General features: G+C 46.2%; 18 protein-coding genes. 8 read left to right on the top strand and 10 right to left on the bottom strand.

Annotation, left to right across the window (positions count from 1 at the left end; all coding sequences use genetic code 11):
* The first annotated feature begins 91 nt into the window (after positions 1-91).
* The 3 genes from K8S15_08905 to K8S15_08895 all read left to right on the top strand — a co-directional run bounded on the left by K8S15_08905 (position 92) and on the right by K8S15_08895 (position 3,150).
* The gene (locus K8S15_08905; protein MCD4776149.1) at positions 92-1,510 is read left to right on the top strand and encodes a hypothetical protein; all 1,419 of its coding nucleotides are present in this window, start codon (positions 92-94) and stop codon (positions 1,508-1,510) included.
* A gap of 365 nt (positions 1,511-1,875) precedes the next feature.
* Entirely contained in the window at positions 1,876-2,493 is a 618-nt protein-coding gene (locus K8S15_08900) for a hypothetical protein (protein ID MCD4776148.1), read from the top strand.
* A gap of 516 nt (positions 2,494-3,009) precedes the next feature.
* Positions 3,010-3,150 carry a hypothetical protein gene (locus K8S15_08895; GenBank protein MCD4776147.1) on the top strand — a complete coding sequence of 47 codons (141 nt, stop codon included), beginning with the start codon at positions 3,010-3,012 and terminating at the stop codon, positions 3,148-3,150.
* Between the two features lie 391 nt (positions 3,151-3,541).
* On the opposite strand, the gene K8S15_08890 is transcribed toward K8S15_08895, so the two are convergent.
* Positions 3,542-4,573, bottom strand: a complete 1,032-nt coding sequence (locus K8S15_08890) for a nucleotidyl transferase AbiEii/AbiGii toxin family protein (GenBank protein MCD4776146.1) — start codon at positions 4,571-4,573, stop codon at positions 3,542-3,544.
* Positions 4,574-4,578: 5 nt separating this feature from the next.
* Positions 4,579-5,184, bottom strand: a complete 606-nt coding sequence (locus tag K8S15_08885) for a DUF6088 family protein (protein ID MCD4776145.1) — start codon at positions 5,182-5,184, stop codon at positions 4,579-4,581.
* Positions 5,185-5,532: 348 nt separating this feature from the next.
* On the opposite strand from K8S15_08885, the gene K8S15_08880 reads away from it, so the two are divergent.
* Genes K8S15_08880 through K8S15_08870 form a run of 3 tightly spaced genes read left to right on the top strand, consistent with a single transcriptional unit; the run spans position 5,533 to position 11,802 of the window.
* Positions 5,533-7,335 (top strand): T9SS type A sorting domain-containing protein, encoded by a 1,803-nt coding sequence (locus K8S15_08880; GenBank protein ID MCD4776144.1) that lies wholly within the window; start codon positions 5,533-5,535, stop codon positions 7,333-7,335.
* Positions 7,336-7,345: 10 nt separating this feature from the next.
* Positions 7,346-8,620 (top strand): hypothetical protein, encoded by a 1,275-nt coding sequence (locus K8S15_08875; protein MCD4776143.1) that lies wholly within the window; start codon positions 7,346-7,348, stop codon positions 8,618-8,620.
* Positions 8,617-11,802, top strand: a complete 3,186-nt coding sequence (locus K8S15_08870) for a T9SS type A sorting domain-containing protein (protein MCD4776142.1) — start codon at positions 8,617-8,619, stop codon at positions 11,800-11,802. Before K8S15_08875 ends, K8S15_08870 begins: the two co-directional genes overlap by 4 nt.
* Positions 11,803-11,833: 31 nt before the next feature.
* Here K8S15_08870 and K8S15_08865 read toward each other — a convergent pair whose 3' ends face one another.
* The 8 genes from K8S15_08865 to K8S15_08830 all read right to left on the bottom strand — a co-directional run bounded on the left by K8S15_08865 (position 11,834) and on the right by K8S15_08830 (position 19,656).
* Positions 11,834-12,481: a hypothetical protein gene (locus tag K8S15_08865; GenBank protein MCD4776141.1), complete on the bottom strand. Its 648-nt coding sequence runs from the start codon at positions 12,479-12,481 to the stop codon at positions 11,834-11,836.
* A complete protein-coding gene (locus K8S15_08860; protein MCD4776140.1) occupies positions 12,478-12,858 on the bottom strand; it encodes a hypothetical protein in 381 nt (126 codons plus the stop codon). The genes K8S15_08865 and K8S15_08860 overlap by 4 nt, the downstream gene beginning before the upstream one ends.
* On the bottom strand, positions 12,855-13,610 hold the full coding sequence (locus tag K8S15_08855; protein MCD4776139.1) for an ABC transporter permease subunit: 756 nt from the start codon (positions 13,608-13,610) through the stop codon (positions 12,855-12,857). Before K8S15_08855 ends, K8S15_08860 begins: the two co-directional genes overlap by 4 nt.
* On the bottom strand, positions 13,607-14,488 hold the full coding sequence (locus K8S15_08850) for an ABC transporter ATP-binding protein (GenBank protein MCD4776138.1): 882 nt from the start codon (positions 14,486-14,488) through the stop codon (positions 13,607-13,609). The genes K8S15_08855 and K8S15_08850 overlap by 4 nt, the downstream gene beginning before the upstream one ends.
* A 103-nt stretch (positions 14,489-14,591) precedes the next feature.
* Positions 14,592-14,789, bottom strand: a complete 198-nt coding sequence (locus K8S15_08845) for a hypothetical protein (protein MCD4776137.1) — start codon at positions 14,787-14,789, stop codon at positions 14,592-14,594.
* Positions 14,790-14,802: 13 nt separating this feature from the next.
* The gene (locus K8S15_08840; protein ID MCD4776136.1) at positions 14,803-15,630 is read right to left on the bottom strand and encodes a hypothetical protein; all 828 of its coding nucleotides are present in this window, start codon (positions 15,628-15,630) and stop codon (positions 14,803-14,805) included.
* A complete protein-coding gene (locus K8S15_08835; GenBank protein MCD4776135.1) occupies positions 15,614-17,584 on the bottom strand; it encodes an alkaline phosphatase family protein in 1,971 nt (656 codons plus the stop codon). Before K8S15_08835 ends, K8S15_08840 begins: the two co-directional genes overlap by 17 nt.
* Positions 17,581-19,656, bottom strand: coding sequence for an alkaline phosphatase family protein (locus K8S15_08830; GenBank protein MCD4776134.1), 2,076 nt, complete (start codon positions 19,654-19,656; stop codon positions 17,581-17,583). Before K8S15_08830 ends, K8S15_08835 begins: the two co-directional genes overlap by 4 nt.
* A 122-nt stretch (positions 19,657-19,778) precedes the next feature.
* Here K8S15_08830 and K8S15_08825 point away from each other — a divergent pair, with 122 nt between their 5' ends.
* Positions 19,779-20,129, top strand: coding sequence for a hypothetical protein (locus K8S15_08825; GenBank protein MCD4776133.1), 351 nt, complete (start codon positions 19,779-19,781; stop codon positions 20,127-20,129).
* A gap of 61 nt (positions 20,130-20,190) precedes the next feature.
* Positions 20,191-24,384 (top strand): acyl-CoA dehydratase activase, encoded by a 4,194-nt coding sequence (locus tag K8S15_08820; GenBank protein MCD4776132.1) that lies wholly within the window; start codon positions 20,191-20,193, stop codon positions 24,382-24,384.
* Positions 24,385-24,404: the final 20 nt, after the last annotated feature.

The following is a 24,404-nucleotide window of genomic DNA, read 5'->3' as shown; positions in this document are numbered from 1 at the left end:
GAATTGCCGCTAGATTAAAGGTAAAGTATACAGCAATCCACTGAGCCTTAGCGTTCAGTAGGTAAAATAATAGCGAAGGGCTTAGATTTAGATGTTTAAATTTAGCAGAAAAAAAAGCTACCCATTTGTTACCCAACTTCAAGATGCTGAGTTATGGAAACGATACACTAAAGCAGAACTAATTGAAGATCTCAATTACATGGTTAATACTAATGAAGAGGTTCACCCCAATCTGTACTTCAGCTTTTCGAAGGAAAAGGCTGCACAACATCTGGATAAAGTGAGAACACAGTTAAAAGATGGCATTTCAAGGACAGAGTTTTATACACGAATTGCACCATTTACCGCTAATTTCAATGATGGTCATACAATGATAAATATCCCACATGAAGAATATGTCAAATCGGATCATTTCGGAAGTGTAAGGTTCCCCTTAAAAGTGAAGTGCTCACCTGTAGAAATGACCATCACCGGATCTATTCTAGAGGAATTTGATAATCTATCTGGAAGGCGGATATGTAAGATAAACCATGAACCTGTTAGCCATCTGATGACTGAGATGACCTCTATGCTAAGTGGAGAAAATCTCCATTTCAAATATGGTCATACTTCCAGTGAATTTTCAAAGTTGCTGTTCCTGCTGAGAGATGGATCAGAGAAGTATTTGCTTGAGTTAGTAGGAGATTCTGGACCTGAGGAAGTTGTAGTACCTGGGATTAATCGGGCAGATTCAATGAATGACAAAACAAGAACTAATCCAATACTTGCAGAATCTTACACAATTGATATACATGCTGATAATAGCTGTGCTGTTCTCACGTTACTTCGCTGCGAAGACGAGACCAAGTTTAAAGCATTTATTCAAAAAGTCTTCGAAAATCTGGCCAAGGATAGAGTTAATAACCTTATTATTGATCTTAGGCATAACGGTGGAGGATCCTCATCAATTGGCGATGAATTGTGTGCCTATCTTACAAATCAACCGATTTGTCAGTTCACCGGAATGAAGATGAAAATATCGGAAAAGATTAAAAAGATGTATGCCGGACGATATAGAAAAACAGCAATATTCCCTAAGAATATGATTCCAGTTTCCTTTCTCTGGGCACCCCTGAGAATGTCTTCAGGCTCAATTTTTTCAATGAGTGTAGATAAAGTAATTCCACTCGAGAGAAGCCCACTATTTGATGGGAAAGTGTTTGTTATTACAAGTCATATCACATTCTCCGCTGCCTCATCTCTCGCAGCAATGATAAAAGAAAATGGACTTGGTAAATTGATAGGAGAGCCTACCGGAGGATGCTCAAGCTGCTATGGTGATGTATTCTCCTACACTCTTCCCAATACAAAACTTCTTTGCGGTGTTTCACATAAATTCTTCATCGGTCCAGATGGGAATAATGAACCGGCTCCCATTTCCCCTGACTATCACGCCAAAGACTTTGGGATTGATTTGCATGGAGTGAAGGCAATAACCGATATAGTTAATAGTATTGATAAATTTGTATAAATAAATACTGAACAAGCGGCTGCAGTGGAATTGCCGCCTGTTACTAACAAAGTGAATGGCAATCCACTGAGCCTAAGCGTTCCGTCGGTCACTGGAGGTAGAATGAGAATAGTCGGGATCCTGATCATCATCATTGCGCTTCTCGTTACAGCATGGTGGGTTTGCTCTGATCATGCGCATAAAGAATGGGCTGTCACAATTTGTATTATCGCATTGTTCGCGGGTGTATTTCTCACTTTGCAGGACAGAGCAATAGAGGTTTCCTTCAAGTGGGTCGGAAAAATCAAAGCAGCAGCCCGACAAGCTACAACTGATGCATCCGACATTGCATGCGTGAAAGAAAGAGTTGAGGCACAAAGCGCATCGTGGCTAAGAGTGCAAACAAGGCACACGGTCTTGTTGATGAGTTCACGAAGAAAAGCAAAGCCACAGACGAGAAGCTTAGCCAAGTTGACAAGATGACGCAACAAGCCCACACAGCCCTAAAGAACATAGAAACTGCAACTGAATTTGCGACTGTCCTCCTTGCAGCGCAAAACGACAATTGGAAAGCTTTCGATCAACTTCGGGAATTTTCCGAAGACAAGTCTTTTCCTCTTCGAAAAGTTGCTGCCAACGCATATGTGAGCATCCAGATATCATACGGTTCACCGATCAGGCCTGGCTATCTTAACATGAACTTGGTTTCCTGCATTGATCCCTCGGAACTGTCCCTTAGTCAACTGGAGCAGACTTACTTGGAACTAGATCCGATCAACCATGCTCATCTTGTTCATGTTGTCTGTGGCCGATATAACCTCTCAAAGAAGGACAAAATGGCTTTTCTTGTAGACGTGCTGAAAACAAGTAATAGTATTACCGCAAGATATTATGCCGCTGATTTCTTTTTGAAAGCTGCTGCGGATAGCCAGTTGAAATGGCAACCCTTCCAGATAGACCCCTTGCTAAGTTGGTGGGAACAACATTCAGACACCATTGAGTGACCGAACCAAAGCATCCTCCAGCCGACATCCTAAAGGCTGCGGCTGATGCATATGTTGAGCAATAGGTGAAATGGGAAACGGGTGAAGAGTTGGAGAGAGTGAATCAATGGAATATAACTTCTTGGAAATCCGTACTACTGAAAGATTCATAACATGAAGATTATTAAGTATATTAGTATTTCAATAATGTTAATATCTATAGTATGGGTAGTTGATCAGTAATCCAAGTTATGAATTGTCCAGCGGCATTTTCCTCTCCGGACGGGAATATTAATTGTCGCTGATCCAGTTGTGTTGTACTCTGGTTTTTCTAAAATGATTATACGCGTCCCGAGGCTGAAAATAAAATCGTTCGGAAGTGGGGCTCTCAATGTCTTTGCATCCTATTGAATTCAAGCTGCCAGAGGATCCGGGAGAATCTTAATTCATGACAACAAGGAGCTTCCAATACTTCTTGAAATCAAAATGCACTTCCAGTTCCAGGGTCTATCTGTAATTCAGGAGAGAAAAAGTCAAATGAGTGGACAGGAATCCAATACCAACAGTAAAAAATGTGGCCGCAGGTCACAACTCCTGCGGAGTCCCTGGACAATGTTCAGGGACGGAGCAGCCAGAGGACGCCCCGCGCTGAACTCCATGACCCGGAAGTCCGCGTGATGTGTGGGGCGACCGACAGAACCGGAGCGGAGCGGAGGTGGAGAGCAGCGCACCACAGTCGGCAGAACCTCAGCGGTGCGCTGCGGTCGAGCTTTTAACCGAAATCTCCTGAAAATCACTCATTCTGACGATATTCCGGCACGAAAAAGGTTATGACCCGGTTCAAAATTCCGTACCAACGATTTAAGCTTATGAAGTTACCTGAAGTTACGTCCGACCCCACACACATACTGAAAACAGAGATTGGAGGGATCGAAGAAGCCAGAAGTATCAGTATCGTGCGTTAGAATAGAAGATAGGCGGCTATATATCCTCTTTGGTCGCTTTGATGGGACCAAAATAAATAATCTGTTTGCTTATTGGAGAATTCTCTGTACGTAATCCATGAGTATCAGCCGGCATTGAACTTATCCTGAAACTCCGTTACCACACGAAGAACCTCATCGAACTCCGGGACTTCACCGAAGAACATCTCCCTGCTCATCACCTTATAGTCCTGACGCCATTCCGCTTCTTGTCCTGGAGGCGGAATAACTCGAAGCTTCCCTCTTGTTAGAGTGCTGTAATCCATCCATGACCGTTTGAAATAAACTTCCCGATGTATTGCTGTACGAATGAAGATATCCTCGCGATCAACTGCTCTCTTGGCAACACCCTTTGTGATCAGGCACCATAGATCATAGTAATGCCGGGCCATCCGTATATCTCTCCGTATTTTATCAGCAGGTCGATATGTCTCCTCATGCAATAACATCGCTTTTTCCCAGAATGTTCTTTCCGGTGCTAAAGCTTTCACAGAAAACTGACTGGGACCAATAATATCTGGGAAGACATTAAATACATAAGGATGTACTTCCTTCTCCTCGACAGGTTCATTATCCGATCTAGCGCCCATCTCTATTTTAACCACTCGTCGAACGTATGTTCTCGTATCGTTCATAGCTGACGGATATTTGAACAGGATTGTCTGTCTGTCGCGGTCTTCTTTTTCTGAAGCGGGAAAAAGATCCCACTCATCAGAGTAGGGGAGGGATGCTCTAATTCTTGTCTTCAGAATAGGTGCAAGACTGTTATGAATCTTAGTCTGTGATGCCTCTCTCAATTCCTTTAGACGCTTACTTGTCTGCTTCCTGCTTGAAGCGTTTTCCGGGCTCTTTTCGCCTCCGAATCCAAGGAAATTCCTATCAATCACAATGTCGATGTCCTCGGAGAACCGGTTGATCAATCCCCAGCATTTGGAGAGAGACGTACCACCTTTGAACGTAATGCTCTCACACCACTTTGGAATACTGAAAAGCTCTCGGAGAATCCAACAAACCCAGTAATCTTTTTCCAGTGACGAAGCGGGTAGGTTGAGGCGTACATCGGCTTGCTCGCAGATAAGGCGCCTTCGTTCGGGAGGTAGCTTAAGATACCCATCCATAAAATTCATTCCCTCCCCGATATAGTACGTATGATCTGGGCGATCCAGATGGGCGCGTAGCGGATATCTTTAAACAACTGAGCTTTGTCCTCGGTGCTCAGTCTTTGTTTGAGGATTGATATAACGCGGTCATCCACATTTGTATTTCCAAGCCATCTTAGCGCTTGGATAACTGTCCCGCTGATCCTACCAGCCGTTGCCATATTACGGGGTGTGGTTCGCTTCAGGAGGATCTGACTGTTTCCAATCTGCAGTTTCCGAGCGGGTCCGTCGGTCAAGAATACGATCTTCATGGGAACTTGGTCACTTAAACCTAAAAGGTTGGCGGCGTATGCTCCAGAAGGCTGGAGCCGAACTGCATCGCGTAACTCCAGAGCGGCTTTAATCTGATCAATCGAGGGGGCCAGGATACCAAGAATGGGATCCTTGCGAGAATAGTCGTATAGGCCCCGGGAGATCTGCCTGATGGTTCCGTCCCGCTTGTAGCGCATAAGAGCCAGGGCCACAGCAGTTCTGCTTCCGAGATCCTTGAAGTCTGCCGGAGTGAAGACCCAACCGCGACCATGACCAGTGATCCGCTTAAACACTTTGTTATCAATAGAATGTTTCATATCTCCGTCCAAGTATTATGAAACAAAAACTACCCATTTTTTGTTTCATAGTCAATAATGTCCGTTGTTATGAGAATTACTGTATACAATTGTCCAGCCATGTGCATTCTGAGATAAAGATGAAAAAATACTGTTAGATCGCGCCGTAAGAGTTCTCAGTAATTCAGCAAGTCTTGTGATTCAATCTAAGAATAGTTTCGAGCTTCGAATCATATGGGACACCAAGGATCTAAGCTTGTGAAGTAACCAGAAGTTACGTCCGACCCCATGCACATTGACTTACAGAATCCCCCCCCCCCATATTAATTCAATATTATGATTAAAAGATGCATAAAGGCGGGGGTATTAATGGTATTAACAGCTTACATGCTTGTTTGCGCTTTGAACTGCTTCGGGGATTTCGATGAAACCCAGTCCACATGGCAGGGCGGCCCGGGTGAGATGGGTCCGGTAACATCTTGGAGCAATTTCTTCACTTCCTCCGAGAACATGAACTGGTTCAATTCAGAAACCAGTCTTTATCTTGATTATGCTGAGAACTGTCCCGAGCATGTTATAGACGCTTCAGCGAGTGCTCCGTACTCGGTTGTTCCCGTGAACATGGATTCCGATACCGATATTGATCTTCTTGTTGCCTCATGGTCGGATGATATCGTTGCGTGGTACAGGAACGAAGGCAACGGACAATCCTGGACACTTGTTGAAATAGCCGCCCAATTCGATGGCGCCAACTGCGCCAGGCCCTGCGATGTTAACAACGATGGTTACATGGATGTGGCAGCTTCCGCTTTCTACGATGATTCACTGTTTTGGTTCGAGTGTGATTCATGTGAATATCTATGGATACCACATCCCATTGATAGAATAGACAATCCCGGGGAGATTTATCCTGTAATGGTAGGTGACAGTGTTCATCTTCTTGTATGCGAGTCTGCAACGGGCATTCTTCACAACTATGTTTCTTCTATGGAAGGTGACAGTGTCACATGGGAGCATTTTCAGATACCAGGTGAATATCCGAATATATCCTCGATTGACGTTATGGATATTGATCTCGACGGTGATCTGGACATAGTTCTTGCCGAGTACAACAACGCCAGAATAGTTTACCTGGAATGCATTAGCTGGTTCGACGATTTTGAGGAACATGTTATCGATTCACTCGTTTTCCATCCCATGTGCATCCGACTGGGCAATATCAATGGTGACGCGCTTGAATTACCGGATATAGCCGTATGCAGTTACGATGATGATGCCGTATACTGGTACGAAAACGCAGACCACGGCGCCTGCTGGTACAAACACACGGTAACCGATACCCTTCGGGGCGCTTCTGGTGTATGCATCTGTGATATCGCGTCGGATGGTGATGACTGGCTGAATATCGTAGCCGCGGGTCGTAATGCAAGCGAGGTGCGCTGGTACGAATACACATACGAAGATGAGTGGAAAGAATACCTTATCGGCGAACTCGATGGAGCCACCGCTGTTTGTGCCGCTGAAATAGACACTGTACCCGGTCTTGAGATAGTTGGAGCCGCAGGTGTGGGAGAAGCAATCAAATACTGGAGCCCTGGTTTTATCTCTCATGCAGGTGAACTTGTCTCAACCATCCTTGATGCGCAGGTGCAGCAGCTGTGGAGTGATATTTCATGGACATCGGAATGTCCCGTTGATTCCACACTGACCGTACAGGTAAGAAGCTCCGACGACTGGGAGAATATGGGAAGCTGGTCAGAAGAGCTTTACGAACCGCAGGAGCTTTACGGTATACTTGCTGACACCACAAGGTATTTCCAGTACAGGATTCTCATGAACAGCCCCGATTCAGTTCAGACTCCTGTTCTGAACAGTATCACGGTTTCATGGGATGATGTTGCCATCGGTGAAACATCTCCGTTAGAAGTCCCCATGCAATCTTTCAGCATTACATCACCCAATCCGTCGCATAATTCAATTAAATTTTCGGTGAGCACTTATCAGGAAACATCGATAAGACTGCTTGATATATCAGGCAGAGTCGTAGAAGAATTCACTACGCCTGATTCAGGGACATATTCTTACAATACAGAAAACCTTGTTCCAGGTATTTACTTCCTGCAGACCGACATGAATGATATTAAGACACAAAGAATTGTAATAATAAACTGAGGAGAACGATATGCTTTTATTACTGATGGCGCTTATAGGAATAACAACAACCCAGCCAGCCATTCTTGACCAGACGGATGAGGAATGGACTGCGCCGGGGTATAGAGTAGTTGAAGAAGCTGTGATCAACCCGCTTGATTATGGTGAACCAATTGGATGGGGAGAGAACTGCAACGGCCCCGTGGCAAGCATTGGTTGCCAGGGCTTTTTCATACCTACAGAAAATGGTGAGAAGTGGCGTATCATAATGCTTCTGAAAGACAGACTGGTTGTTCTTCAGGAGGATGAAGAAGTCCGTGATATTCCATTAACTTGCTCTCCAAGGGGTATCATCTATTCCCGTAATGGGAAGTATGCACTTATCATGGGACCGGTATTGGATGGCAGCCGGGAATCAATATACTCCCGTGAAGCTGAATTTGTAGATATAGAGACCGGTGAAGTTCGAACCTTTGAGCCTCTTCAGAACACTGGCTGGACAGGCTTTCAGTTTGTTAACGATGATGGATCTATTTTCCGCTGGAACAATTACAATCCCTATCGTCTGCTTGAATTCTACGACCCTGATTTCAATCTACTTTGTTCTACAGAAATACCAATTGATATGTTCACACACTTTGCACACGCCTCAGATGGTTCACTAATACTTTTTGCATCATGGAATTTGCTCTCGGCATACGATAAATATGGAACGCTTCTTTGGGAGATGGAATTGGAGAGAGGGCTTCCTTGCCCTCCTCTTGTGAATGCTGATGGTTCTATCGTTTTGCTGGCTACTCTACACGGATTAGAATGCCATAATGGTTTCACCGGTGAGCTTCTTTGGGCAAAGTTTGACACACAGATGAATGCACCTGTTCCAAGCGTTAGCCGCACTGGATGGGCATCTCATATTGTTCACAGAGGTCTTGCGTTTGGCTCAGATATTCAAAGCATGGAATCAATTAATGAAATGTACTATCCTACAGAAAACTGGGATCATGGAGTTCCTGTTGCAGTTGCATGTAACGGGTCTTCATTGTCAATTTCAGTTTGCTTACCTCCCCTTTATCAAAATCATAACTTGAGAAAGGTTATCTACACTGATAGTAATGGAATGATTCTCTGGGTTTCATCTCCATACAGTGTTGATTCTAGTTCTCTTATTATCCATGGACCCAATAATAATCTTGAATATGAATTAACCGGTAATACACTTAGCATCCAGTCTAATGGAAAACGTTTTATTTACTCTGATTATAATCAGGTTCTGATATCTCGTGTTGAAGGGTGTGATGAGGAATGAAAAGCATATCTACCTACTTAACAGCATTTCTGCTCATCATACAAACTGCTGCCTTTTCTGATGATAGAGGTATACCCTGGTTGGTCTCCTGGCCTTTCTTCCAAAATGCTCAAGCACCTCACAGTATAAACGGTGGTTATGGTGACTGGTGTATAAAGTCAGAGGGTGCACATCCGGGATTGGATTTTGGAGCAGATTTCGAAGATCCAGTTCTTCTCCCGACAAACGGAACTCGCTATACTCTCGGGACTTTTTCCGGACTTGGATATACAATGGTATTTGGACTTGATCCGGCCAGCCAAGAAGGATGGGGTATTGCCCACTTGGCCATTGACAATCCCGCTTTATGGCCATTCTCAACCGGTTCGATGGTACTTAACCATCAACCCTTAGCTCCATGTTCATTGTATAATGTTTCAGCACCGTTGCATATGCATCTGCAATGGGTGGATCCTATCCAGCCGGGATCACCGCCAGGTTTGTACAATCCGTTCGATTATTTCGATGATGATCTTTCTGACTACGATGAAATACAATTCAATCATGTGAAGTGGGAAGAAATGCTGTCCCCAGCTGCTAATAGAGGGATCTGGTTCACCCCTGATGGATACGAATCATATGCTCAATTAGGATATGCTCCGGGGAATCCAAACCGGAACGTTTTTCAGAAATTTGTAAGCGGGGCTATAGATATTGCGGTATCACCATTCTCAGCATTTCAGGGATTATCTGACAGAGATTCAGCCGGAGTCTATTCCGTTTCGTACGAAATCCTAAGACAGGATCCACAGTCACCTGTTGACTATTTACCTGCAGCACCCGGGATTTTCGGAGAAAGATTCCTTATGCAGATGCGTGATGAGCTTCCTAATGGAGACTCGCCCGGATACCGGGCGATATTTCCGGATGGCCAATTACCCAATGGTGGTGGGGCACTTGACCCCGCCTGGTGGTACAACATGAACGCCTACATCGTCACCAACAGCAGCTATTTGAATCCTTCGATCTGGCAAACCGGCTGGGACAATGTCTTTACCGGCGCAGGTTATATAAACGATTGGAGAACCGGCATCTGTCAGGGAGCCTGGGATACTTTTCTTGCCAGGCGGGGTATTTCAGGAGAACCTGCAAGCAACAGGGAGGCTTTCTTTCCGGATGGAAGGTACGCTGTAAACGTTACAGCTGTAAGCCATGGTTCAAGGTCAGAGGGAAGTATGCTGCTTCCCGTAGATGATCTCGGGAGTGCGAACCATGATACCGAAGGGATCATCGTTGACAATTTCCTTCCCAGTATTGGTGCTGTGATAATCTACACTTCCGGATCAACTGTAGAATCCGATGGTGTTGATGTTAAATACATAGGAACCTGGAAGGGTGGCGGAAAGGATCATTCAGGAAATTCAGCTTCGTTGGAATACCTTGAGGAACTGAGGGAGGATCTCCGGTTTTTCCAGGAACTTGAGCGAAATGAAGCAGTGGATGAAATACTTTCGCCACCAAGTCTTCAAATGCATGAAGAACGTTTCAATACGTTTCCGGCAAGGTCTCATGAAGAAACTGCTGTAAATTCAGAACTGAATATGAGAGATGCAATTACCATAGGAAGTACGGAATACGGAGAGTTCGGTAATACCGAATGCGATTACTGTCTTTCAGATGATATCGGGCAGGATCCGGTGGAGTTCCTTCTGGAGGAGATTGACCGTGTTGAAGGGGAAATGGATTCCGGTGATGGCAACAGAAACCTGTACAAAAACGTTTACGGATACATCCCCGGAGAAAGCGACAACGAAGCCCTTAACATGCTTGTGATCTACTCCGAACCTGCAATGGTTGAGAATTCATCCGGAGCTGAACTTACAGACGTAATATGGATGAGCGGGGAAATCGCCGAGATGGTAGACTGGGATTCCAGGGATCATGGAGATTTTATAAGGGATACGCCTTCGGGAAACGCTGAGCAGGTTGACATTCTTCAGAACAATCTTGGGGGAGAGTTCCCTGAAGAGCCTGATGCCAGTTACGCGGTACACTATACATACGATGGAGATCTTCCTTCGGAGTTTGCGGGTACTATACAGATACACATAGGCAAGTGGTATCCTGAGAGTAATCAGGGTCCCAGGGATCTTGCGGCACACCCGATGGACGGATTTCCAAAAACAGTACCGGCAACCAGAGCAGGTTACGAAAGCTGGAACTGGATCAGAGGGAGAAGGAGCGAGAATCCTTCATTTTATCCACAGGGATACGAAACTGGTCCTGATTTAAGTAATCGCTGGGGACGACCCTGGTGGGGCAGGTATGGTAACATTGCAAAAGGACATGTCGCTGCCGATATAGTTGCGGAAGTCAATCTTTCCCGGATAGGACTTGAGGAAGCCGATTTTATGGGCAGCTGTTTCTACTGGTGCGGTTTCTGGATGTACCATGACGAACCTGGTCATTTAAATTTCTATATTCCAATAGTTAAACCCGATGGGTCAATTCTTCGTCATACCTTCTATACTAAATATCATGTTTTTAACAATTCCGGTGGAGCTTTTTGGATGGGCGGACCCGGTACGATAATGCCGTATCTTTCCACTGATTCAAAGTATTTCTGGATAACTGGCAGTGAGTGTGGCTTTAATTCAAGTTCCGCATACGCGTACTGTGTTAATTCAGAAACGGGAAGAAAGAGCTATCGCCTATGCTCGGGATGGTGTTCAAATACACATCGGATTGATTCCCAATTCCATTGTTGTACAGCTAATATCGAAAATATCTACAAATCAGGCTCGGCTCTTGTTCGGTATTTCATCTGCACCGGACCTGATCATTACATAGAGAAATTCAGAATATTGCATCCCCCAGGTGATGGAACAATGAATACCCTAGAAGAATCATCTTCATCAAGGCAGAGTATTAACGATTCGGTTGCCGATGATGAATTATTCACGGTTCTTTCCAACCCTGTCCTTGAAACCCTTGATGTCATGGTCTCCCATGAATCGGGTGAGAGGTGGAAGCTTGATCTTTACGATTTATCCGGACGTTGTGTTGTATCGGAATCGGGAGTTCTTCATGAAAGTGGTTCTGTTCTTAGTATAGGCGTTGAAAATCTTCCATCGGGAGTTTACATACTGAAAACAGAGATTGGAGGGATCGAAGAAGCCAGAAGTATCAGTATCGTGCGTTAGAATAGAAGATAGGCGGCCATATATCCTCTGTTCAGAAGTCTTCGCTGCGGGCGAATCTTAAGAAATCGCATCTCTGGGCGTATCTGTCGGATATTCGCATATGGTTGCGCCTGAGGCTGTCATCCTCGAAAACGAATTCAAGGATCATTGCGGCATTCGCCTCGTTCCAGGGATCTTCGATCTGACCGCGCTTACATTTAACAAGATTCAGGTAATCCCAGGCAGCCTCCTCGGTTGCCCTGGAGCCGTAATAATCCGATTCCCATAGAACTACAGTTTTTTCCCAGAATACCTTCTCATTATCAGGACATCTCCTTACACCCTCCTGCAGCAGTTCCAGCCCTTCTTCTTGCATGTCGAGGTTCATGGTGAGATGGTAACCACCGTCTATATACGCTTCAGCAAATGACGGATTCAGTTCTATTATCAGCCAGAGCTGTGGGAGGTAATCTGTCGCGGTCATCCATTCGTTTCCCTGATACATCCAGATATGGTGGTACCGATCGAGCTGCAGCCAGAGAACATCGGCAAGAACTCTTCCAATCATGCCTGTGCCTGAAGAAACTGCTTCCGAAGCGGTATTGTTTTCACCGGTAGTCTCACTCGCTATTTTTCCGGTAACAACCGCTATTAGCAGGAAAACAGCGACAAACACGTACAGATAGTATTTTTTCCTCATCTGTGTTTTCGCCTGTATCCTGACACTAACAGAACGGCTGCGGCAAGGGCAAGAAGAATTACTGTGTCTCTAATCATCTTACCCCAGATGAAACTGGCAGCCCATGGCTGGTTGAAAAACCAACCAGTACCATGGTTTCTTTGACCTGCGTCATGAACATGTCTATCCGTTCCGGCTATTCCTGAAGCATCATCTTCATGATTTTCATCATCCACGGAATCCTGCTCGACTGCTTCGTGATCAGAATCATGAGTTTCATGGTGGTGAGTTGCTCCCAAATATTCCTGTGAGGCTACTTCCGCTATGTCGTAGTCCGTTTTGCACGCCAGCGACAGTAATACGAAAAAGACGATAATTAACACAGCTGCCGGCTTCATTTCAGGTCCCTGCTTCTGAAAACGGCCAGTGCCAGGGATAGCATGAAAGCCATGTGAGCCAATCCATAAAGTATCGCCAGAAGGAAATATAGACCAGGGACATTCATTCCATGAGCTATGGGGTCCTTTATATGGAACACATCCATATGGGGCAGCAGTAACCTCAGCACCCGCATGAAGGCTGGTGCCTGGGGAAATAGACCTATGAATCCGGAAACAGACATCTGTGAAACTATGAACAAAAGAATGGTAAGAGGGGCATTAAGCGGGGGAGATGTCCAGAAACTGAAAAAGAAGACAACCGCAAGAAGGAACCATCCTTCTACAAGCAGAAGTACGGTAGCGGGGAACATGTCAGGTGGAATCGCGTTTCCACTTGTCAGAAGTATTATCATAAGACCGGTGCAGCCAGCAAGCATCGCTGCGGCCTCAACGATGGCAGCGCCAATAAACCTGCCCATAAGGTACTGGCCTCGGGAAAGGGGAACCGCAATTATCGGCATTACAGTTCTTTGTTCCTTGTCCCTTGGGTAGATGTTGGAAGCAAGCCCTATTGCCAGAAGGAGGGCGCCTATTTCAAGGCCGAAAAGCCCAAAATCGAGTATGAATCTTCCTTCGTTGGAAACGCCGTACGTAGGTATCTGACCGATCCCGAAAAGTGCAATGAGGATTACAATGCTGATTCCCCAGATCGTTCTTCTTCTCAGAAGGTTTCTCAGTGTCATTAGAGCAAAGGTCATTACAGGTTTCATCTGCCACCTCCACCAGTGGCGGAAAGGAAAACATCCTCAAGGCTTCTGTATACAGGTCTTACGCTAATAATGTTGTACCCGTCGCCCCTGAGATCATCAATGGTTTTCTGAAGTACTTCCGATTTGATTTCAAGCTCTTCGGGTTCATCTTCTTCTTTGTCAGGCTGCAAGTACGTGATTCTGTAGTTATCTTCCGTCCGCATGAGGTCTTCAAGATTGCCCTCTGCAACCTTTTTCCCTTTCGAAAGAATTATTGCCCTGTCACAAATGGTCTCAACTTCTGACAGCAGGTGTGATGAAAGAAATATTGATGCGCCCCTCTGATTTTCTTCAAGGATAATGTCTCGGAATTCCTTCCGTGCTGCTGGATCCAGGCCACCTGTAGGCTCATCCATGATCATAAGGTCAGGTTCGGACTGAAGGGCAAGCGCAAGGCTTACACGCTGACGCATTCCTTTTGAGAAATTTCTTATCCTGACATTTTCCCATTCTGAAAGACCTACTCTGCCAAGAATCGCAAGCATCCGATCCTTCCGCATGTTCAATTTACGCATATGGGAGAACATCGTCATGAATTCAACAGGAGTAAAAGCATCATCGTAATCGGGGTTTTCGGGAACGTAACCTATTCTTTTTCTCACTTCAGAAGATGCCGGATGTAATCCCCAGAGCGTTACGTTTCCTGAAGTTGGCTTTAAAAGTCCCAGTATGCATTTGATGGCTGTAGTTTTTCCCGCGCCATTAGGACCCAGGAACCCAAGTATTTCTCCTTCGGACAGGCTGAAATTAATATTGTCTACTGCTTTGAAACTCGATAGACCGAGTTTCTTCTTGAAAGATTTTTCAAGTTCTTTGACATGCAGTGGATAATCCTCCATGAAATCCGCCTTTCAATTCATTATCATCGAAAATAGGGCATAACAGGTTTTCCAACCAGTCTCTGTTATTGTGAGTAAACAGTGCGAAAAGAGATAAAGGACTCTATTCGATGTAACCAAGGCCTTCCATCTTTTTGCGGATATCTTCTTCCGATTCGCCCTCACCCGGATCAAGTGTATCAAGTTCTCGTTCTATGATGTGTATTACGAATTCCTCTGGAGACGAATAGCCGCCCGCCTCGGAGACTTTTCTTATCCTCTCGATAGTTGAGCTATCGATTTTCAGTTTGAGCTTTGCCATAACGCTCCATTCTTTAGATCTTCACTTTGAATACTCTGGCTCCCACGATTGCGGAAAGCGTGGAAAACACAAGAAATACAGCAATCCAGGACCAGTAACCTCCAAGAACACCGTACCTTACATCGGGTAACGAATACGACCCGGAACCGGGACCTTCTTCCGTTCGATTTATACGTCCTATCCAAGGGCAGAAGAGCCTTTTAAGCGAACCGCCTGAATCGAATCCCCTCAGAATTCTGCATCCGCTCCAGTTTCCGGTTCTTCCCACCCGAATCACTGTTCCGCCAATCTCCAGGCTTCTGAGGTTGTCAGACTCGGGTAACATCCTGAAACTTGCTTCATCGAGTGTATCGACCATTACAACGGGAGGGATCAGTTCCACTCCGGTTGTTTTTATATCCAGGTTCTCCCTTGCCGGCAGACCATTGCCGTATTGCACAGTTACAGTTATGGGCAAATCCTTTTTCATCCCTTCCGTGCTGTATCTAGCGTCCAGCTGACCCCAGACAAGCATAAAGGGAACGGCAATAACAAGAAGCGGCTTCAGAATATACGCCAGGTAAAGCGTATTACTGCATATAAGCCTCCAGGCGAATCTTATTACGGTTCCCGGGCTGCTAACATGAAGCAGTATGCCCAGAACTTCGCCGCCCATTCTCTTTCTCAGTCTGGAAATCTTCTTCTGATTTGAAACACGGCTGAAAACAAAAATCATACCAAGGCCCGATACCAGAGAGATGAACAGCAGTCCGCAGAAAGGAGGCAGCATTCTGAAAGGCAGCAGGATAATATCGAAGAATCCGCTTAAAACACTTGCCGCAATGCTAATCATCTGTATCACTGAAAATATTTCTTCCTCCGGGGGGAAGAACGGGTACATCGAAAAGCGAGGATATGCTTCTTCCCATATCCATGAGATTCGGGTCAGGCAGTGAAAGCGGCACAGTTGAGAGGAGTGTTCCTGGAACAACCCCGGGGTCTACGCAGTGTGTTCCGCTCCAGGGATCAAGGTTATCCGTTATTACTTCCTCAGGATAACTCCCGAGAGTTGTCTCCCAGGAAGATCTGTAACCCCTTGCGTAACCGATTATCATATCCGGCGAGAAGGGTGGAAGGGGCCCCGGATAGATATCAGATGTAATATAGGCATTATCTATAACTCGCCTTCCGGTGGCGGGATCTGTTATCGATTCAAGGTCACGTTTCAACCTTAGAAGAAGATCAGGAACCTGATCCGGAGATATTATTCCGTTCTCTTCACGGCCTGATCTGTTGATGTAAAGGCAATTCAATCCAAGGCCGTAAGCTGCCGTGGAAGCCCAGTCGATTGCGGCGAACATATCCTGATTCCTGGAATGAGGGGACGTTATATTAGCGTAACCTTCCTCCGCAAGCCATGTATTCAGGTTAAAAGATCTGTTGAAAGGCGCAAATCCATGATCGGAAAGCAGCACTATTTCCGTATTAGCGTCCTTTGCAGAAAGCGCATCTCCTATAACTCTGTCCATCTGCATATACAGTTCTCGTATTGAGCTTTTAAAACGGGGGTTTGTGCTTGTATAAAGGGGCGAATTGTGGTCAAGAACCCTGTAGAACATGTGTACGTTAAGATCCAGCGAGCTGAAATAGAAGAAGAACATGCCCTCTTTGAAATTGCTCAATTCGTGATGGAAAAGGTTCAGCCGTTCATCAAGGACTATCCACGCCTGCTGCAGATACTCCTCATCCGAAAGTATACCCCTAGAAAGGGCCTTTGTGTCCTCCGGGAAACCCTGTGTGTAGAACGATCCAAGGTCCCTTGCGAGATTGCTGCTGAAGTCAGCGGGTTCCGAAATGGGAAGAGCGGGATTCATCGGGTCGATATTCAGCGGCGAAAGGTAAAGTTTAAGCCTTGGCGATATTTCCTTTACGTAGAACCTTCCAATAGCGTTAACGCTGGAAATGTGCGGTATCGCGTCAAATCTTATTTTTAACCACCGGCTCCATTCTCCGGCTGCCAGTACAGTGCTTTCATCCTGAATGTCTATTCTCAATGCATCCGCATCGCGGTCAACCCAGACCTTCGCTTCAACTCTCATATCAGGATTACCGGCTCTCATTGAGTTCTCCGGCCCTCTTATAGGACAGACGTAGCATTTGTCGCCGTAATCACGCACAGGAACGATTATCCCTCCGGAAGTTACGTCTGTAATCGATCTCGCGTCATCCGTAAAAAACGTGAAGCTTCCCTGGCTTCCCCGCATATCCGGTGTTCCCAGCCCCGATAGTATTTTAGCCTTCCCCTTGTCGGGAGGAAAATCAACCGGAAGTTTGATCAGTTTAACAGGTATTCCTTCATCGGTAAGCCGGTTCCAGAATGGCTCTCCCTTTCTAAGCAGTTCTACCTTTGCTCCGGACAGGGGGAGACGCCAGTCGCTGATGCTGATTATCCTGTCGGGGCCGATAACCCTGGATGTAGAGAGGTAGGGTAGCCTGCTGGAAGGGTCCCTGTGAATGAAATCGAATATTCCGTGTACGTTCGGGCCGTAACCTGTTATGAAATTAGACCATGCTACCGGACTCTGGGGAGGATTGCTTGTTCCAAGCCTGTTCAATCCTCCCGATGACATGAGTATAGCAGCGTTAGGCATCACCCCTTCATGGATAAAGCTTCTCAGAAGGAATGGGTCCATCCCGTCAATTCCAAGTACAATAACACGCTTTGCAGGAGATGCTGTACGTCTGCAGCCTGTATTCAATGCGATGAGAGCCGCGGGTGACAGAGCCGCGAGCTTGAGGAATTCCCTTCTTTTCATCTTTCCGCACCTTCCCGGATAAGGGACTTACCCTCCATGTAGGCTGGGGCCATAACACCAAAAGCTCTGAGTACTGTTGGCGCGATATCGATAATCGTCGCATCTTCGGTGTTCAGTTTTACATTGGAAGCAAGCGTACCGGGAACAAGTTTGTGATCGTGACAGTGATCCCCGTTCCAGTGCCTTTCGTTGGGATAGATAATTTCCTTTCCAATACCCCCCGTGACACATCCCCAGCCGGATCTGTAACCGTCTTTTGTGCCGATCACAAGATCTGGCCCCCTGGAAGTATAGGGTCCGTTGTAAACACTCTCGGAAGGATAAACCGCGTTAATCACCCTTTCGCCTTCACCGTTTTCAAGCTTCAAAAGCTTCGCGGATATCTCTTCAAGAAGCTCTGCAGCTTCAGTTCCTGATTCTACAATACCTTTGCCCTCACGACCACTGATATTGAGCATTATGCCGGCCAGCCCCATAGACCATGCCCTTGTTCTTGACCAGTCAACCCCCTTGAACGATGTGTCAACTGTTTCAACGCCGTTATCGAGAACAAGATAATCGTTATCAAGAAGCCACCTGTTAAAGTCTATGCACGTATGGAAAGAAGTAAAACCATGATCTGACATTACTATGAGCATATCTTTCCTGCCAAGCTCACTGACAGTTTTTCCTATCAGCGAATCCATTTCTTTGTACATATCATGGATTGGAGTGCCTTTCAACGAACCGTCACCCCAGAACATGTGCTGTATTCTGTCAGACGTGTCAAATACACATACTACAAGACCATCCCTTGTATGCTTCAGGGCGTCTGAGAACATCTTCCTTCTCTCATTGTAGATGGACCATGCCTGTTCAAGGAAAACTTCTTCAGAAACAGCCCCGTTACTCAATGCCCAGGTATCCTCGGCAAGACCAAGTGTTGCGAAAGGACCGTACAGTCCGGAAAGGTACTTCGAATAATGAACGGGATGCGAGATGGGTACAGAGGGGGAGAACGGGTCAACATTAATTGCGGTAGAGTAAAGAACAGGTCTTCCAGCCATATCCTCCGTAAGACAGAATTTCGATATTCCCCTGACTTTACTCCGACCATGACTGAAAAGCATTTCAAGCCAATCGGAAAGCACACCGGTTTTCAGTTCAACGTGTCCGTTATCGGTTCGCAGTAGAGCTGTTTTGCCGGAAATGTCGAGTTCAAGCCTGGCTGTGACATATTCGCCGTCAGGTTTTTCAGGGCCGGGCATTTCCAGTTTCCATCTGTTCTCATCCAGTTTTTCAAGCCTTCGCTGAATGCCGCCCGTAAAAGTCTCTTCTGACTCCTCTTCAGTGAATATCGTATAACTGCCCTGGGTTCCACGAAGATCCGGAACACACATACCGCTGAGTAAATGCCCGTCAAGCGATTCGGGAGGATAAGTGATGGGAACCCTGAGAACCGTAGATCTTATACCGTAACGCTTAAGCAGTTTCCAGAACGGTTTACTCTTCCGCAACAGCTTTACAAAGGGTTTCATCACTGTTCTGTTGATGAGTCCCAGGCCGACCCTTGATGGAGCTTCGCCCGAGGTCACAGATGACAATTTAGCTAGATACCTTTCCCTGTCGGGAGCGAGAAAGTCAAATATTCCGTGTTTGCCTGGATTAACACCGGTCTGGAATGAGGACCACGCAACAGGCGAAATACCCGGACAGGTTGTTCCCAGCCTGGAAAACGAGCCTTCATCGGAGAGTTTTTTAAGATTGGGGAGTTCTCCATCAGCCATCATTCTTTCCGCGATAACAGGGGAAAAACCGTCAAGTCCAAGTATTACAACTCTTCTCGCAGTTCCTGTATACTGTCTTCTTCTTTTTTTAAGAGACCTTATGATGATGGTAACGGGCCATATAAGTGCTGACAGCAATGAAACGAAAATGGCATTCAGAAACACAAGGAAAGACGTAACTATACCGAAACCGGCTCCCGGGCCTACGTAAGCCATAGCGGGTGCAGTAATAAACAATATCACAATGAGGAAAAAGGGAAGCCGGTTTATGCGGATTCCCAGGTTATCTGAAACTATTGCACTCACCCCTTCGCATTGATATCGCAATATCATTAAGGTTTTCCGTCTCGTTCATCTACCGCAATATAACTAATTTGTTTATCTTTCGGTTCCGGCAAACGCGACAACTTCAATTTTCTGGATGTGTAATGAACAAGTATTTTTTTCCAGCTATTTTTACTGTATGCGCAATCTGCTGCTGTGGAAAACAACAATCTGGAACAATCGTAAGGATATCCAACGAAACAGGATATACCATCACCGATGTTCAGCTGACAACCGCAACTGATACCATAACGGGAACTTCCATTTCAATCAGTTGTATACTCGAGGACACCGTTATATTACAGGAAAGAGAAAGAATCGAATTGAGTTGGATCGAGAACGATCAGCACAGGGAATTCGAAAAAACACTGATTGACAGTGTTAACCGTGCTAAAACTGTTATGTTCTCCATTCTACCTGACAAAGATTGCTTCGAGGTACTCTATCATTTCTGACGCATAATGCAGATACATGAAGATCTCCGGCAGTCTTACGTATTTAGAAAGACAATATTTTATGACTAGAAGGATCGGTATAGATATGGGATCCGTGAGTACAAAAGTAGTACTCATGGACGAAAAAAACATTCTCGCTGCTCTCTACAGAAGACACCACGGAAAACCGGTTGATTCTCTGCTGGAAATTCTTACGGATCTTGATGGCTGGGAGGGATGTCCAGCAGCTTTTACCGGCAGCGCTTCAAAGGGGGCATCGTCAGCCGCAGGTTGCGAAATTGTTAACGAAGTAGTTGCCCTTGCAGCTTCAATTCCGGTTTATTGTCCGGGTATCAATTCGGTTATTGAGATGGGTGGTCAGGATTCGAAACTTCTTCTTTTCAGGCAGACTCCCGGCGGCTCTGTATTTGATGATTTTTCAATGAATTCCGTATGCGCTGCAGGGACAGGCTCTTTCCTTGACCAGCAGGCGTCAAGACTGGGACTCAAGACGGAAGAACTCGGTGAACTCGCCCTTCAGTGCAGTCATCCACCCAGAATTGCGGGTAGATGCAGCGTTTTCGCTAAAACGGATATGATACATCTCCAGCAGATAGGAACGCCTGTAGCCCATATCGTAGCCGGGCTTTGCTTCGCTGTCGCAAGGAATTTCAAAAGTTCAATTGCGTCCGGCAGAGATTTTCGTCCTCCGGTTGCCTTTGTAGGAGGAGTAGCGGCAAACCAGGGGATGGTCACTGCCTTCCGTGAAGTTCTCGGCCGTGAATATTCTGATCTTGCTATTCCCGATAATTTCAGATGCCTGACAGCCGCAGGCGCCGCGCTTACCGCTGATGATTGCAAATCGAGCATAATCGATGCTGATTTCACCGCCAGGCTCCTCAATATAGAAAAGGGGAATTTTTCAGAAAGCACAATGCCTTCTCTCAGAAATTTCTCAATTCCCTGCCCGGTATCCCCGGACATACCTGAGAACACGGATGAGCCGGTCTATATAGGTATCGATGTTGGATCCATCAGTACGAATCTTGTGGCAATAGGAGCTGCTTCCGGAGAACTTCATGCGTCCGAATACCTGATGACTGCCGGAAGACCTCTCGAAGCAGTGAAACAGGGGCTTTCAAGGCTTTCACATACTCTTGGTAAAAACAGACCTGTTCTCGGGCTCGGTACAACCGGTTCCGGCAGATACATGACCGGTGATTTTACCGGCGCGGATGTAGTCAGAAACGAGATTACCGCTCAGGCCCGGGCTGCGGTGCAAATTGATCCCGAAGTAGATACGATATTCGAAATAGGCGGTCAGGATTCGAAATTCATATCACTTGAGAAGGGAAGAGTGGTTGACTTTGAAATGAATAAAGTCTGCGCAGCCGGAACAGGCTCCTTTCTTGAAGAACAATCTGAAAAACTCGGACTGGATATACGGGAATTCGGCCCCCTGGCGATAGGCGCTCAAGCTCCATGCAGTCTTGGAGAACGATGTACCGTATTCATGGAAAGTGACGTCTTCTCCCATCAGGCAGCTGGAGCCTCGGTAGAAGATATTGTCGCTGGCCTGTCGTATTCAATTGTGAAGAACTATCTGCACAGAGTCGTGGGAGAGAAAAAAATCGGTAATCGTATATTTTTCCAGGGCGGGACAGCATTTAACACCGGAGTAGCGGCCGCTTTCAATTCCATCCTCCATGACAGAAAGGTCACAATCCCGGAAAACCATCATGTAACAGGTGCAATAGGCGCAGCCCTGCTGGCTAAAGAAGAAAAATCCCCCGGCCCATCCAAATTCAAAGGGTTCAGTCTGGCAGATGAAAAGTACAGGCAGGAAACTTTCGTGTGTAAAGGATGCCCCAACCGATGCGAAATACACCGGGTAATACTGCATGATGGTAAAGACCTCTTCTACGGAGGAAGATGCGAGAAGTACGAAACGGATAGTGCTTCTTCCCACCAGGTTGACCCTGGAACGAACTGGTTCGAAGAAAGGAAAAAGCTTCTCCTCGAAGGCTATACGGGCTGTACTTCGGGAAACAAACCGGTTGTTGGAATACCCAGAGCGTTATGGTTCTGGGAGTTCTTTCCCTTTTTCAGGACTTTCTTCGAAGAATGTGGTTTTGATGTTGTCATATCGGGAACCTCAACCAGCAGCCTCATACATTCCGGTGTTGAAAGTGTGGCCGCAGAGACATGTTTCCCGGTGAAGTTAGCCCACGGACATGTTTTAGACCTGCTTGAATCGGACGTTGATTACCTGTTCCTTCCTTCCATACTCAGATCTTTTCCCCAGGGTGATTTTACAGAATCCTACAACTGCCCTTACATCGAAGCTTCACCTTATATCATCGATTCAGGCTTAGGTCTTTCCTCCGAGGAAAATGTAACCACTCTTAGCCCTGTCCTCGATTTCTCGCTGTCCGGAAGCGAGTGGATGAAAGGTCTGCTTGAAATGGCCACCAGGCTCGATATCGATGCAGACACTGCAAGAAGCGCCTGTACAGAGGCAAGAAGAAACCAGCTTCGGTTCAGCAAATCCCTACTTAAAGCAGGGGAGAGGGCACTTGCGGAGATCGGTAAAGACCAGGTTGTTTTTGTGATAATCAGCAGGCCATACAACGGATCAGATCCCGCAGTGAACGTAGATCTTCCGGATAAGCTTGCCAGGATGGGGGCAACGGTAATTCCCACGGACTTCCTTGACCTTCCTATGAAACGTACCGCTGAAATGCATCGTAACATGTACTGGCAATACGGCCAGAGAATAATAGCCGCGGCACTTGCTATCAGGGAGGATCCAAGGCTCAACGGCGTCTACATTACCAATTTCGGCTGCGGCCCGGATTCGTTCATTCAACACGAGGTGGCAAGAATAATGGGTGAGAAACCCATGCTTACAATAGAGATTGATGAACATGCTGCCGACGCAGGGGTCATAACCAGATGCGAAGCCTTTATGGACGCTATTTCAGGAAGAAGACAACAGGGAACTTCCCCATTCCGGCAAATGCTTGGAAACAGAAACATGGATATCGGGAAAAGACAAGTCTGGATTCCCTGGCTTGGTAATGCTACCCCTGTTGCTGTTGCCGCTGCAAGGAAGCACGGTGTCGATGCGGTAAAAATTCCTCCTACAAACAGAGATTCCGTTGCACTGGGCCGATCAGTAACAACGGGCAAAGAATGCTATCCGGCAATTATAACCGCTGGAAACATGCTTTCCGTTCTAAGGGACAACGATCCATCCAAAGTAGCGTTTTTCATGGGTACCGCGTCGGGGCCATGCCGTTTTGGCCAGTACTGCAGTTACCACAGGATACTTCTTGACAGACTTGGCTACAACGATGTTCCAATAATTACCGCAACCTCGAGTGATTCGTACACCAACATTAAAGAACTCTCTTCAATTGGGTTCCAGATCGATATGCTGAAGGCCGCCATAGCCGGTGATGTCCTCAAAAGCGCTCTTTACAGAGTACGCCCCTACGAGCTTGAAGAAGGCTCAACAGACCTCGTAATGAAGAGGTACCTCAATGCCGTATCCGAAGCCATGGAAAATGGAAATACTCTTATTCCGGTTCTTAAAGATGCTGCAATGGAATTCGGAAACATTCCCAGAGTAGATATTCCGAAGCCTCTTGTACTTATGTTCGGAGAGATCTATGTAAGGAACGACTCTTTCGCGCATTCCTTTACCGATCAGCATATTGAAGCGCTGGGAGGGGAAGTACTTCATACTCCGCTTATGGAATGGTTCGAATACGTAAATTACTCCTTCGTAAATAAATCGAAGGACAGGAGGAAATTCATCGACCTTATCAGGGGATATTCAAGAACGAAGTTAATGAAAAAACTTCGAAGAAAACTTGAAGCCCCCTTTGCAGACATTCTCGCTGACCGCCCCGGAGTAGAGCCTGAGGAGATCATGAAAGCCGCGCATCCCTACATGAAAGAAAACATCGGGGGGGAAGCTATCCTTTGCGTCGGTACTCCGCTTGCCCTTACCATGAAATCAGCAATAGATGGAGCCGTCAATATTTTCCCCTTCACATGTCTTCCGGGAACCGTTGTGACGGCAATAAGCAAGAAGATAAGAAAGGAACACAGGAACCTTCCATGGCTAAACCTTGCATTCGACGGCCAGGAGGACACCGATAACGAAGCAAGGCTTCAGGCGTTCATGTACCAGGTTAAGCAGAACTTCGATGCGAGATCATCGAGCATATCGGAAAATACTATGGAAGCCATTGAAACGAAGCTGTAATAGTGAAAGCGCAGGAAACA

The organism is Candidatus Aegiribacteria sp. (assembly GCA_021108005.1).
Classification (GTDB): domain Bacteria; phylum Fermentibacterota; class Fermentibacteria; order Fermentibacterales; family JCC-6; genus Aegiribacteria.
Note: the sequence above shows the minus strand (reverse complement) of the source record. Positions and strands in the feature narration are given on the sequence as shown.

Coding starts and splice junctions, on each gene's coding strand:
- K8S15_08905 (MCD4776149.1), top strand. CDS start 92: ATGTTTAAATTTAGCAGAAAAAAAAGCTACCCATTTGTTACCCAACTT.
- K8S15_08895 (MCD4776147.1), top strand. CDS start 3,010: ATGAGTGGACAGGAATCCAATACCAACAGTAAAAAATGTGGCCGCAGG.
- K8S15_08890 (MCD4776146.1), bottom strand. CDS start 4,573: ATGGATGGGTATCTTAAGCTACCTCCCGAACGAAGGCGCCTTATCTGC.
- K8S15_08885 (MCD4776145.1), bottom strand. CDS start 5,184: ATGAAACATTCTATTGATAACAAAGTGTTTAAGCGGATCACTGGTCAT.
- K8S15_08880 (MCD4776144.1), top strand. CDS start 5,533: ATGGTATTAACAGCTTACATGCTTGTTTGCGCTTTGAACTGCTTCGGG.
- K8S15_08875 (MCD4776143.1), top strand. CDS start 7,346: ATGCTTTTATTACTGATGGCGCTTATAGGAATAACAACAACCCAGCCA.
- K8S15_08870 (MCD4776142.1), top strand. CDS start 8,617: ATGAAAAGCATATCTACCTACTTAACAGCATTTCTGCTCATCATACAA.
- K8S15_08865 (MCD4776141.1), bottom strand. CDS start 12,481: ATGAGGAAAAAATACTATCTGTACGTGTTTGTCGCTGTTTTCCTGCTA.
- K8S15_08860 (MCD4776140.1), bottom strand. CDS start 12,858: ATGAAGCCGGCAGCTGTGTTAATTATCGTCTTTTTCGTATTACTGTCG.
- K8S15_08855 (MCD4776139.1), bottom strand. CDS start 13,610: ATGAAACCTGTAATGACCTTTGCTCTAATGACACTGAGAAACCTTCTG.
- K8S15_08850 (MCD4776138.1), bottom strand. CDS start 14,488: ATGGAGGATTATCCACTGCATGTCAAAGAACTTGAAAAATCTTTCAAG.
- K8S15_08845 (MCD4776137.1), bottom strand. CDS start 14,789: ATGGCAAAGCTCAAACTGAAAATCGATAGCTCAACTATCGAGAGGATA.
- K8S15_08835 (MCD4776135.1), bottom strand. CDS start 17,584: ATGAAAAGAAGGGAATTCCTCAAGCTCGCGGCTCTGTCACCCGCGGCT.
- K8S15_08825 (MCD4776133.1), top strand. CDS start 19,779: ATGAACAAGTATTTTTTTCCAGCTATTTTTACTGTATGCGCAATCTGC.
- K8S15_08820 (MCD4776132.1), top strand. CDS start 20,191: ATGACTAGAAGGATCGGTATAGATATGGGATCCGTGAGTACAAAAGTA.